The sequence below is a fragment of the Anabaena sp. UHCC 0187 genome (assembly GCF_009712035.1).
In the GTDB taxonomy this organism is placed as follows: domain Bacteria; phylum Cyanobacteriota; class Cyanobacteriia; order Cyanobacteriales; family Nostocaceae; genus Dolichospermum.
This window is the reverse complement of sequence record NZ_VILB01000003.1, coordinates 225,825-237,268: the sequence shown is the minus strand read 5'-3', so window position 1 is coordinate 237,268 and position 11,444 is coordinate 225,825. Positions and strand designations below refer to the sequence as shown.

The 11,444-nt window shown below is 36.0% G+C and carries 9 protein-coding genes; 4 read left to right on the top strand and 5 right to left on the bottom strand.

Translation table 11 applies throughout. The features are described from left to right. Nucleotides 1–87: 87 nt before the first annotated feature. Together FJR11_RS03650 and FJR11_RS03645 are read left to right on the top strand one after the other, a co-directional pair. Nucleotides 88–1,431 carry a P-loop NTPase fold protein gene (locus FJR11_RS03650; protein ID WP_168502356.1) on the top strand — a complete coding sequence of 448 codons (1,344 nt, stop codon included), beginning with the start codon at nucleotides 88–90 and terminating at the stop codon, nucleotides 1,429–1,431. Then, nucleotides 1,391–2,965, top strand: a complete 1,575-nt coding sequence (locus FJR11_RS03645) for a lipopolysaccharide assembly protein LapB (RefSeq protein ID WP_168502355.1) — start codon at nucleotides 1,391–1,393, stop codon at nucleotides 2,963–2,965. The genes FJR11_RS03650 and FJR11_RS03645 overlap by 41 nt, the downstream gene beginning before the upstream one ends. A gap of 217 nt (nucleotides 2,966–3,182) precedes the next feature. Here the strand turns inward: FJR11_RS03645 and FJR11_RS03640 are convergent, their stop codons facing one another. Further along, on the bottom strand, nucleotides 3,183–3,632 hold the full coding sequence (locus tag FJR11_RS03640; RefSeq protein ID WP_168502354.1) for a hypothetical protein: 450 nt from the start codon (nucleotides 3,630–3,632) through the stop codon (nucleotides 3,183–3,185). 302 nt (nucleotides 3,633–3,934) lie between these two features. On the opposite strand from FJR11_RS03640, the gene FJR11_RS03635 reads away from it, so the two are divergent. Beyond that, nucleotides 3,935–5,611: an AarF/ABC1/UbiB kinase family protein gene (locus FJR11_RS03635; protein ID WP_168502353.1), complete on the top strand. Its 1,677-nt coding sequence runs from the start codon at nucleotides 3,935–3,937 to the stop codon at nucleotides 5,609–5,611. A 46-nt stretch (nucleotides 5,612–5,657) separates the two neighbouring features. Next, a complete protein-coding gene (locus FJR11_RS03630) occupies nucleotides 5,658–6,038 on the top strand; it encodes a hypothetical protein (protein ID WP_168502352.1) in 381 nt (126 codons plus the stop codon). A 91-nt stretch (nucleotides 6,039–6,129) separates the two neighbouring features. On the opposite strand, the gene FJR11_RS03625 is transcribed toward FJR11_RS03630, so the two are convergent. The 4 genes from FJR11_RS03625 to FJR11_RS03610 are packed head-to-tail and all read right to left on the bottom strand — an operon-like array spanning nucleotide 6,130 to nucleotide 11,342. Further along, the gene (locus FJR11_RS03625; protein WP_168502351.1) at nucleotides 6,130–7,056 is read right to left on the bottom strand and encodes an Npun_R2821/Npun_R2822 family protein; all 927 of its coding nucleotides are present in this window, start codon (nucleotides 7,054–7,056) and stop codon (nucleotides 6,130–6,132) included. 11 nt (nucleotides 7,057–7,067) lie between these two features. Continuing rightward, a complete protein-coding gene (locus tag FJR11_RS03620; RefSeq protein ID WP_168502382.1) occupies nucleotides 7,068–8,075 on the bottom strand; it encodes an Npun_R2821/Npun_R2822 family protein in 1,008 nt (335 codons plus the stop codon). Between the two features lie 4 nt (nucleotides 8,076–8,079). Next, nucleotides 8,080–9,048, bottom strand: a complete 969-nt coding sequence (locus FJR11_RS03615; RefSeq protein WP_254444675.1) for a glycosyltransferase family 10 domain-containing protein — start codon at nucleotides 9,046–9,048, stop codon at nucleotides 8,080–8,082. Nucleotides 9,049–9,092: 44 nt separating this feature from the next. Beyond that, nucleotides 9,093–11,342, bottom strand: coding sequence for an ATP-binding cassette domain-containing protein (locus tag FJR11_RS03610; protein WP_168502350.1), 2,250 nt, complete (start codon nucleotides 11,340–11,342; stop codon nucleotides 9,093–9,095). Between the last annotated feature and the right edge of the window lie 102 nt (nucleotides 11,343–11,444).

Genomic DNA, 11,444 nt, shown 5'->3' with positions numbered 1-11,444 from the left:
TCTAATTTTGCCGGGATAACGAAAATGCCAATAATCAATTAAAATTTAAGTTGAGTCCTTGAGATTCCTAAATATATAAGTTTATCTATGAATCAACCTAACTTTCAACGTGCCAATACTCTTAAATCTGCCTATAAGGCTTGCACTTTAGAACCTCTAGAACCTGCGGAAATTCCTAAATACTATGTTGATTTATCAGCAGTGCGTAAATCTTCAGCCGTTGAGGGTGTAAGCACAATTTTAGATTTTCAAGAATTAGGGGATTATACCACTATTTTATTTACTGGACATCAAGGTTCAGGCAAAAGTACAGAGTTAAAAAAGATTCAAAGTCAATGGGAACAAAATTATCATGTAATTTATTTAGAAGTGAATGAAGAAACAGATATTAATGATGCTAATTATACAGATTTATATTTAATTGTCATCAAACAAGTTGAGTTTGCTTTACGCAAATTAGGGTTAAATTTTGATCAAAGATTATTAAATAGTTTTGAGAATTGGTTTAAGGAAATTACCGAAGAAAATGAAGAAAGTGTAGAAAAATCAGTCAGTGTGCAATCAGAAGCCAGTTTAAAAGGTGGTGCGCCATTTATTGCTAAATTAATGGTTAAGTTATTGGCACAAATCAAAGGTTCTGACAAGCAAAAAACTACAATTCGCCAAACTTTAGAAAAAGATATTTCTCGACTCAAGGCAGATATCAACCTATTGCTAGATGATGCTTCTGGTAAATTGCGGAAAAAATACCCAGAATATAAGGGTTTATTAATTATTTTTGATAACTTAGATCGTGTTCCCCCTACGGTTGCATATCATTTATTCTCTGACTATGCAGCACAATTACAAGAACTGCGTTGTACAATTATTTATACAGTTCCTATTTCTGTTTTGTGTTCGCCAAAAAATCCCCTATCTTTGTTTAATGGTAATCCTCACATTGTGTCAATGGTGAATATATACCAATTTGATCGCAATGTGCGTGATTTAAACTATAACCAAATTGGATTGGATACAATAGCAAGTCTAATTGAAAAACGAGTAGATGTTGATGCTGTGTTTAATTCCCGTGAGGAATTGCTAGAGTTAGCTAAGGCTAGTGGTGGTCATGTGCGTCAAATCATGCAAATGATGCGGGCTACTTGTTTACGCGCCAGCACTAAAAATCATAGTAAGATTGAATCTGAAGATATTGTTTATGCGGTGAAACAACAACAATTTAGTTTTGAAAGATTTATTCCTGAAGAACATTATCCAGTGTTAGCACAAGTTTATCTGAATAAAAATGTAAGTAAAGATGATATTGGACAGTTAATGCTGTTTAATACTTCTGTTTTAGAATACAATGGCGATAACAGATGGAATTATCCTAACCCAGTGGTGAAGCAAAATGAATTCTTCCAAAAAGCACTGGCAGAAATTACAACATGATTTTAACGCCGAATTGGGGCAATTTATCGCCCTAAATGAAGATATTTTGGCGGAATTATTGACCTTTATTGATTTTTCAGAAAAATTCACTTTAGGATTTATTGAGATTAACTTTCCTCCTAATGGAGAGTTATTAATTGAGGCATTAAAAACAAATTCCCAATGTGAGGAAATTCAGTTTGTAATTCTCAAATTTGCTGATCCTAATTTGCGTTTTTTGCGTGATGCTGTTATTCAGGAATTAGCAAAAATTCAGAAAGAAGCAAATAAAAAGTTAGTATTAATTATTCAAGGTTTAGAAAAATCTATTGGTGTGTATGGTGAATATCCGCCATTTTTACAAGATTTGAATTTTGTCAGGGATGCTTATAAAAAAACTGTCCCTTATCCTATATTATTTATTTTACCAGATTACGCTATTAACCGTTTAGCTAAATTTGCTCCTGATTTTTGGGCTTGGCGTTCTGGTGTGTTTAGGTTTAAAACTTTAGAAAAAACTAGAGAAAATGCTATTACTCAAACTTTACAATCTCATATAGAAATTGATAGAGTAGAACCACAGGAAAAACAAGAAAGGATTGAAATTTTACAACGTTTATTAATGGAATATAATCCTACCTGTGAGCAAGTAAATGATGGCAATTTACGCAGGTATGGTAATATTTTATTTGAGTTGGGGAAAGCTTATGTTAGTCAGCATCAACCAGAAACGGCTAGGGAATATTTAGCAGAAGCTTTACAAATTGCAGAAAAATTAGCAGATGGAAATTCTAAAAGTTGGGTTTTAAATAAAATTGGTGATGCTTATAGTAAGGAAAGGAAGTTTGAGACAGCGATTAATTATTATCAACAGGGTTTAGATATTGCCAAGGAATTAAAAAACCGTAATGCTGAAGATTATGCTTTGTTTAATTTAGGTAGTTGTTATTTGAATTTAAGGCAATTTTTAAAAGCTAGAAAGTTTTATCAACAGTGTTTGGAAATTGCTCAAGAATTAGATGATCATGATCACGAAGCTATAAACTACCACCAGTTGGGATATGTAGCTCAAGAAATGCGAGAATATGAGCAAGCATGGCAATTTTATCAACAAGCTTTAACTATCAAAATTGAAGATGGGGATATACATTCTCAAGCTGGAACTTACCATGAGTTGGGAAGAGTAGCCCAACAAATGCGAGAATATGCACAAGCGCGGGAATTTTATCAGCAAGCTTTGGATATCTTCATCGAATATGGGGATAGATATTTTCAGGCTGGAACTTACCACAATTTGGGAATTGTAGCCCAAAATTTGCGAGAATATGATCAAGCACGGGACTTTTATCAACAAGCTTTAGCTATCAAAATCGAATTTGGCGATCGCTTTTCTCAAGCCTTAACTTACTACGGCTTAGGCACTCTAGCAGAAGCACAGGAAAATTATCCAGAATCAAGGGTGAATTTACAAAAAGCGTTGGAGATATATGTTGAATATAAAGATGAATATAGCGCGAATATTGCGAGGGAGAATTTAGAGAGATTACCAGAGTGATAGAATAAATACGGTTGTTTTGTTTGCTTTCACAACCGCCCTGAACTAAAGTTCCGGGCTAATAGCGCAAGTACGTTAAAACGCACTACTTTTATAATCAATCAATTCTGAATAGTCGGTTTTAACCGACTTTAGCTATGAGACAGGGAATTTATTCCCTGGCTTAAAGGTTCGTAAATACTTTGAGGACGGGGAAACCCCGCCCCTACATCATAAATTATTTGGCTGGGGGTAAAGTTCCACCACTAGCAGCCGGGGGTTCAGTGTAATCGCAAAAGATATTTACACCTATTTTCAGGATATATAAAACTATAACGGTAGCGATCGCAGGATCAAGAGGTAAACCACTGGATGAAGCTAAACCCACTAAGGAAACTATTACACCTGTCAGTAAGGGAGAACTGCCAGGATTTTTGGTGTATTCTTTGATTTGACCACGAAACCCATCATCGCCGCAAAGTTCATTTCGCAAGGCTTTGAGGGTGATTTCCCACAGGGATCTATTCTCCCCCATCATGGCTTGACCATTTTTTTCTTGCCATAAATCTTGAAAAGCCCTTTCCATGTCGCCATTGTGCTTTTCTAAATGATCCATTGCTTCCAGTCCAGGGGTATAATTGGGCATTAATTCCCGCATAGCTTGGATTTCACTGCTAGTGATTTGCATAACTGATTCAGATTTTTTACTGAGTGGTGACAAAATTAACTACATTATGGAAAGGCTGTAGTCATTAAGAAAAGATAAAATACCCCAAATACACACAAAAAGTTTGTACTTTTATAAAGTATAATTAAGAAAAAGATAAATAAATCTAGCTAAATAGGCTTATTTCTTCACCTATTGTCCCTAGATCCGGTTAAAGTTTCTTTCTAAACTAAAAAGTACCATTTTCCTGTGCCAACAACTAAGTTAGCATTCAGGATCAAGGCGACGGTGTAAAATTCCCAGTTGAAGAGGCAAATAAAGGCGTGGGTCAGTATCAATCTGATGAATTAAAGCAGTATAATCCAGAGGAGATCGCTCGTTACTTTCGTTACCGTCCCTGGTTAGCTTGGGGACGACTACTGAGAATAATCTGGTCTTTTACAGGATTTATATTCAGTCTCAAGTGGGACGAATGGCAAGACCAGGTGGAGGAAAATCAAGGGAAACGCGCTACCCAGTTGCGAACCCTACTTACCGATCTGGGCCCGACATTTATCAAAGTTGGTCAAGCTCTCTCGACTCGTCCCGACTTAATCCGCAAAGATTTCTTAGCAGAACTAATCAAGCTACAAGACCAGTTACCACCTTTTAATAATAATCTGGCATATCAGATTATTGAAACCGAGCTAGATCGCTCCATTGGTGAAATTTTTCGGGAACTTTCCCCTCAACCCGTAGCTGCCGCTAGTTTGGGTCAAGTCTACCGGGGTCGGTTACTCAGTGGGGAAGAAGTGGCTGTTAAGGTACAACGCCCTCATCTCCGGCCTTTACTGACAAAAGATTTGTATCTCATGCGTTGGGTTGCCAGTTGGCTTGCTCCCTGGCTACCGCTCAATCTCGGTCACGATTTAACTTTAATTGTGGACGAGTTTGGCACAAAGTTATTTGAGGAAATTGATTACATCAATGAAGGGCGCAATGCGGAAAAGTTTGCCCATAATTTCCGTAATGACCCCCAAGTAAAAATTCCAGGTATTTACTGGAATTATACCAGTAATCATGTTTTAACCCTGGAATGGATTAACGGCTTTAAACTCACAGATACTCAAAATATCCAATCCGTAGGTTTAGACCCAGAAGCCATCATTCAAATAGGTGTAACTACTGGTTTACAACAACTATTAGAGCATGGCTTTTTCCATGCTGATCCTCATCCTGGTAATTTGTTCGCTATGGCCGATGGTCGCATGGCTTACATTGATTTTGGCATGATGGATCAATTGGAGGAAACAACCAAGGAAAGTTTAGTTGATGCCTTAGTGCATTTGGTAAATAAGGATTACGCTGACTTAGCGGAAGATTTTGTCAAATTGGGCTTTTTGACAGCAAACACTAATATTGCTCCTATTGTTCCCGCATTAGAAGCGGTACTAGGGAACGCTATTGGTAAAAATGTCCAGGATTTTAACTTCAAAACCATTACCGATGAGTTTTCGGAATTGATGTATGAATATCCTTTCCGCGTACCGGCAAAGTTTGCTTTGATTATTCGTTCTTTGGTAACACAAGAAGGGATTGCACTGAGTCTGAACCCGAATTTCAAAATTGTGGAAGTGGGTTATCCCTATATAGCCCGGCGGTTATTGACTGGGGAATCTCCGGCATTACGGCGGCGGTTATTGAATGTGTTGTTTAAAGATGGTAAATTTCAGTGGCAAAGGTTAGAAAACTTGATTACCATTGCTCGCACTGATAGCCAATTTGATGTTTTACCAACAGCGAAAATGGGTTTGGAATTCATCCTTTCAGAAGAGGGTAAATTTCTCCGTCGTCAGTTGGTCTTAGCTATCACTGAAGATGACCGTTTACATACGGAAGAAGTCCAACGGCTGTGGGATTTAGTTAAGGATGATTTACCACCAAATCGCTTACTCAATGTCGCCATTAGCCTCTTAACAGATTTCTCTAGAGAAGGTGTAGCAGCTATTTTAGCGAAATAATCTGTTACCAAATAAAAACGAATTTTAATAACATTTAGGAGTTTTAATGTACTATTACCCTCTACAACCGCCTTACTTTTTACTATTAGTTGGTTTTCTCACCGCTTTAACTTCTGGGATAGCTCTATCTGGGACATTAAAAGTAATTGTTCAGCAATGGCCAAAAAATAAATCTGCTGAAGAAAAGACTAATACCCGTTCTTTTTATAAACAATTGTTAGTGCCGTTTATTGGGATTACTGGTGGTGTTGGTTTGTTTCTTTCTTCCGGTTTAGAAATATTTGGTTTTCCCTCTGGTTTAGCTTTAGGTGTGGGTTTACCCATGAGTTTGCTAAGTTGTGTATTTATTTGGTGGCAGTTGGGAGGTTTGCTAGATTATGTTAAAAGCGAAGGAATGCAGTCTTTAGATTTGGATTCTTGGTCTTAGATATAAAATGAAAATGTAGAGATATTTTAATAAACATCTCTACATTTAAACTCGGTATTTTTCTTTTTAACTATTTATTCAAAATAGCTAATCATTTATTTTTTAGTTGATGCAACTGATTTTTAACACTATCAACAGTTTCTTGCCACTGACTTTTTTTTGCGGGTACGGGAATAGCCACAGGAGGCACACCAGGATTCAGATTCCGATAATATTCCCAAATTTCCCAGTAGGGACAACCTGGTTGAATTTTAATCCCTGCCCAATGGAGATATTTTAGTTTTTGTCCTCGGTCATATAGGATATATTCTTGTTGTTGAAAGTTACGTGAACCTCCCCAACTTCCCGGTCCACCACCAGGAATTTTGACGAGATTACCACGTTTAGCAATTAATTTAAGAATAAGGTAATTAAGAATAGGTTGGTCTGTCACTCCTTCGGTAAAATCAAAATATTCACGGTGTGTGGCACATTCGCGCAAAGCTGTATCCAACTGTTCTTCGGTAATAGCACCCTTTTTTGAAGCCCAGAAACCACTATTAAAAACATCTTCTAGTTGGGTATCTGTAAAAATTTGTTGCTCTTTTACTAGGGGAGAAAAAATATTTCTGAGCTTGTCTTTAGCATGATGATAATCACAACAGAAGAAGTCAATTTCGGCGAGTTTATCTAAATTGTCAGCTATTTTTTCAAATACTACAATATCCGTATCAATATAAATAAACTCCTCCAATGGTCCAAACCATGCTATTAATTTACGCATTTTGTTTGGTAAAGCCAAAAAATCCCGATCAAAAATTTCACCTATGCGGTTAGTCAAGTTTTCTAGTAGTTGTAAATCTGGGAAAATTCTGACGTTATGTAATTTGTTGAGTTGATCAATTACTTGATGATAATCATCATTAAAAGGTATCAGGTAAATTGTGACTTCTGGATCATAAATGTGAATACTATTGATTAAGGCAATAGCATTTTCTGTAACTTTATCATTGGCAACAATATAAATTCCCCTAGTCATGAATTAATCCTCTACTTTTTATTTAATCCTAATTTTCTGATAATTCGTGTTCCTAAACTGGGAGGAGCATCATAAGCCTTTGGTTTAGTTGTAAATTTTGGTCGTTGTTCTGGTTCGTGCAAATAACGATAGTGCAAGAAAAGATCCCGGTAAGGAAAATCAATATTTTCTCCAGCACAAACTTGATTAAATATTTTGGAAGATAAGCCAATATAGTGCAGATAGGTTAAGAGATTCCCTCCATCATAAACAAGATTATTTTTAACTTCAAAATGAGGCGATGATACTGAACAACCTGTTGCTTTTCCAGTAGGTAAATTGAGGGCAAAATTATAAAAAGAAACATTATTCTTCATTCTCATATAATTGAGAACAGATTGATTAGGAGCAGACATATATAAAATATCTGATTCTCCTGTATTCAATTCAGATATTATCCAATCTCTTTGTGCAGGTGGAAATACTCCTCTGTTAGATGCATAGAATCCTGAGCAAAATATTTCTGAATTAATTCTTTCTTGACTAAATGTTTCTAGGAGCTTCGGAGAAGATAAGTTATAGATATGACTAGGATCTTTATATTGAAAGTCATAGACTACAAAATCATAATGATCTAATTGTGCAAAAACAAAGTCTAAGGGTTGCATGACTAATGTATCGGCATCCAAATAAATAAATTTTTCAAAGTTACTTTCTGGATCAAATGCACAATATCGTCTATTTTCTCCCACACGGTAAAATTTCTTAATACCTTTTTTTTGCCAATTTTGAATAGCTGTGGGATGAGATTCCCATACTTTGAGAGAAAATTCTTCCCAACGAGCAAAGATTTCTGGATCATTTAATAAGGTGACATTTGGCCTTTTTGCTATTTCTGCTTGTACTTTATCTATCTGATCGTTGTAGGCAATTACGCATACTGGGACATTTTCACCAGCATTGATTTCTATGCTATTGAGTAGGGCAACCAGTTGGTTGTAAACATAATCATTAGCCAGTGTATAGATTCCATTTTTCATTGTTTTATTCATATTTTTTGGTAAATTCAGATAACCAATTAAGGAGATTTAATTTGTGTAAAATGATTTGTCTAGCTTCAGCGATCGCCTCTTTAGCATCGTGCCAAGCATCGGGATTAGCTGTAACTTCTTTAATGTAAGCAATTCCTTTTTCATCCAAACTAGGTAATCTTAAAAAACTACCAGAGGGTAATAATTTATCTGCTGCTGAACCACCATAATAAATTGGCAAACACCAAGCTAATAAACTATCCCAAAGTTTCTCGCTGACATACCAATCATTATCGGCATAGTTTTCTATAGCTAGGTTGTAATAGTAGGGTGACATTCCGTGCCATTTGTTGCCTAGTTCACCAGAGTCTCTCGACCATGATGGTAAATTTCGTCCGTAAAAATCAATGGGAATATTGCTATTTTGTAATAATTGTAAAAAGTTTAAACGCTGGCGATGGTTGACAGTGCGACTAATGCCAGAAGTGATCCAACTACATGGGGATACTTTTTCGGGAGGGGGCATTTCATTTAATTCCCGGAATGAATTTGCATGATACCAAATTGCAGGCATATATTCAGGAATAGGAGCAAAGTCATCGGGACCGGAAACATAACCACAATATTTTTCAGCTTCTTTATAAACTCTTTTATGTGCTGCTAGCACTTCATCTAGAGGTGGTTCTCTCATTAAATAAATTATTCTCTCTTGGCTCACTCCACGCAGAAGAGAATTAACGTTAATTTCTGGTTTTCGTTGCCGCTTCCGTAGACGATCTAATAAAGATGGTTGTGGTGATGGTTGGGGAAAATCAAACTGGTACATCAATAGAAAATCTGGTTCTTCTGCTAATGCTTGCATTTGGATATTTTCCCAAATCCCAAATTGATTTGGGGTTTGTTGCCATAGCCAATCTCCTCTTTTATTAAGATTGCTATAGCTACTAATCATGCTAACAGTTTTAATATTTTTTTGAGTCATACTTTATGAATGAGATGGATTATGTAATTCTATGTTGCTATTTTTTAATTAATACTTGCTTCAAGTTTTTCTAAATTTTTGAGCAGATATATGGCAGAATCATTAGCTTCTATAAAAACCTGATTCTGTGATTCGGGATTTTCTATCATATTGTTTTCCATGATGCGTAAGTTAGTAAATACCGGATTTAGGCAAGTACGAAATTCTTCAAATATGCTATTGAAGTTGTGATAAGGAGATGTGATGCTACTGCGATTCTGCTCTGCAAATGTCACTAATCCTTCTTTCATTTGTTTGTTGATCACATCATCAAACACATCAATGGTGTTGAGAATTCTCCATACTGATTTGTAGGATTCTTCTATTAATTCTTCACGCTCTTGAGAATCGTCTACTAGATCATCAATTAATAGTTGAATTAAGCCAATCATGGAGTTTAATTGTGTACGAATTTCATAGGATATCCGGAGTAAACTTTGATTACGTTTTCCAGTTTTTTCTGGCTTATTCGCAAACTGCATTGAGTAGAGGTTAGCGTAGTAACCACCTTTTTGTAAAAGTTCATCGTGAGTTCCTATCTCGACTACACAACCTTGATCTAAAACAGCAATTTGATCAGCTTTACGGACCGTAGAGAGTCGGTGAGCAATAACTAAGGTGGTACGATCTCGACTGAGTTCATCAAGTGCAGCTTGTACTAAACGTTCAGAAACTGTATCTAAAGCACTGGTAGCTTCATCTAAAATCAGAATTTCTGGATTTTGTAAAAGTGCGCGAGCGATCGCTAATCTTTGTCTTTGTCCCCCTGATAACATTACACCGCGATCGCCGATCATTGTATCGAATCCTTGGGGTAATTTACTAATAAATTCATAGGCATTAGCACGTTTTGAGGCTGTAATAATCTCCTCATCACTAGCATCTATCTTAGCATAGGCAATATTACTTCGCACAGAGTCATTAAAAAGAAACGTATCTTGACTGACAATTCCCATTGATTTACGGACTGATTTCAAATCAAACTCCTGTAAATCTCTGCCATCTAGGGTAATAGAACCAGATGTGGGGTCATAAAATCTGGGTAATAGGTATGCCATTGTTGATTTACCTGCACCTGAACCACCTACTAAAGCTAAAGTAGTGCCTCGTGGTAAATATAAATCTACGTCCTGAAGGACTAAATTCTTATGATTAGGATAGGAAAAACAAAGATGATTAAAATGTATTCCCTTTTGTAATTTATCATAAGGAATTTTGCCGTTTTGCATCAACGGTTTATTATCATATCTTAAAAAATCAGCAACAATATCCACACTAGAAGAAGTATTAGCAAAGCTACTACGAATTGAATTTAACTGAGAAATAAATGGTAGTAGTCGCAGCAATAATAATAAATATGTGATTAAAACTGCTGATAATGAAGCAATTTGGTCGGCAAATAAGGTGCGCCCTATGACTACAATCAGCATTAAGGACATAATACCTGTCACCTCACTGATTGGCGCAATTGCCTCAGAATTTATCTGAGATTGAAAATCTGCTTGTTCTCGCTTACGAATTAGCTGAGAAATTCGTTGATATTCTTTTTCTTCGTTCCCAGTTGACTTGACTAACCGAATGCCATTGAGTATTTCCATTAACGCAATGGAATAAGATTTAGACAGTTCTGAAAGCTGTTTACCAAAACCTCTAGAACGGTAAATTATGTACTGATTTACTAGGGTAACAAAAGACAGTAAAATTGTCGAAGCAATGGTCAATTGCCAGGAAATTGACAGTAATAAAGCTGCAAAAACCAAAATTGTAATTATAATAATGATCAATTTTATGATCATGCTTATAGCACTAGCAGCCCGACCAATTTCTCCACCCAGACTGTTTATTAAATCACCAACTTTCATTTTGGTGTAATAATCTATGTCAATTTCCAGTAATAATTTCAAACCAGCTTCTCTCATGTCTGATGTCAAAGTTCGACTGAGGGAACTAGATACCAAACTACTCAAATAGTTAGCTAAATTTTTTAGACCTATTGTGAAGATAATTGCTCCAGCCATCATCCATAGACGGTAGTTATCTGGAATATTATCAAAGGGAGTTATAACTGCTTGAATAATCGGCGGAGCGCCTTTTAAATCCACAGACTGACCCACAATTTTTAGAACAATTGGGACAATTAGTGCCGTACCTACACCATTGAATAGAGCGCCTGAAAATCCAAGTAAGATTGTAAAAAATATCCTGAATGGATAAGGTTTAGCAAATTTTATTATTAATACTTTGCTGTTAGACATTGGGTAGTTTGATTAGAATTTACTAATTTTTAACATTGGTTATAAAATAATTTCTGGTTGCCAGAGATGATTAAATCAGTGTAAGTCAATCATCTCCAAATT